This window comes from Streptomyces sp. HmicA12 (assembly GCF_000373565.1).
Lineage (GTDB): Bacteria > Actinomycetota > Actinomycetes > Streptomycetales > Streptomycetaceae > Streptomyces.
The window spans coordinates 1-1,037 of sequence record NZ_KB891848.1 but is presented as its reverse complement, the minus strand read 5'-3'; the positions used below and the strand labels follow the sequence as shown (position 1 = coordinate 1,037).

At 55.4% G+C, this 1,037-nt stretch carries 1 rRNA gene; it reads right to left on the bottom strand.

From position 1 onward, the window contains the following. A 23S ribosomal RNA gene (locus B072_RS0135440) occupies nt 1–1,037 on the bottom strand; the annotation flags it as partial.

Genomic DNA, 1,037 nt, shown 5'->3' with positions numbered 1-1,037 from the left:
CCCTTGGGACCGACTCCAGCCCCAGGATGCGACGAGCCGACATCGAGGTGCCAAACCATCCCGTCGATATGGACTCTTGGGGAAGATCAGCCTGTTATCCCCGGGGTACCTTTTATCCGTTGAGCGACGGCGCTTCCACAAGCCACCGCCGGATCACTAGTCCCGACTTTCGTCCCTGCTCGACCCGTCGGTCTCACAGTCAAGCTCCCTTGTGCACTTACACTCAACACCTGATTACCAACCAGGCTGAGGGAACCTTTGGGCGCCTCCGTTACTCTTTAGGAGGCAACCGCCCCAGTTAAACTACCCATCAGACACTGTCCCTGATCCGGATCACGGACCCAGGTTAGACATCCAGCACGACCAGAGTGGTATTTCAACGACGACTCCCCAACCACTGGCGTGGCTGGTTCAAAGTCTCCCACCTATCCTACACAAGCCGAACCGAACACCAATATCAAACTGTAGTAAAGGTCCCGGGGTCTTTCCGTCCTGCTGCGCGAAACGAGCATCTTTACTCGTAGTGCAATTTCACCGGGCCTATGGTTGAGACAGTCGAGAAGTCGTTACGCCATTCGTGCAGGTCGGAACTTACCCGACAAGGAATTTCGCTACCTTAGGATGGTTATAGTTACCACCGCCGTTTACTGGCGCTTAAGTTCTCAGCTTCGCACACCCGAAAGTGCACTAACCGGTCCCCTTAACGTTCCAGCACCGGGCAGGCGTCAGTCCGTATACATCGCCTTACGGCTTCGCACGGACCTGTGTTTTTAGTAAACAGTCGCTTCTCGCTGGTCTCTGCGGCCACCCCCAGCTCAGACAGTAAATGTCATCACCAGTGATGGCCCCCCTTCTCCCGAAGTTACGGGGGCATTTTGCCGAGTTCCTTAACCATAGTTCACCCGAACGCCTCGGTATTCTCTACCTGACCACCTGAGTCGGTTTAGGGTACGGGCCGCCATGAAACTCGCTAGAGGCTTTTCTCGACAGCATAGGATCATCCACTTCACCACAATCGGCTCGGCATCAGGTCTCAG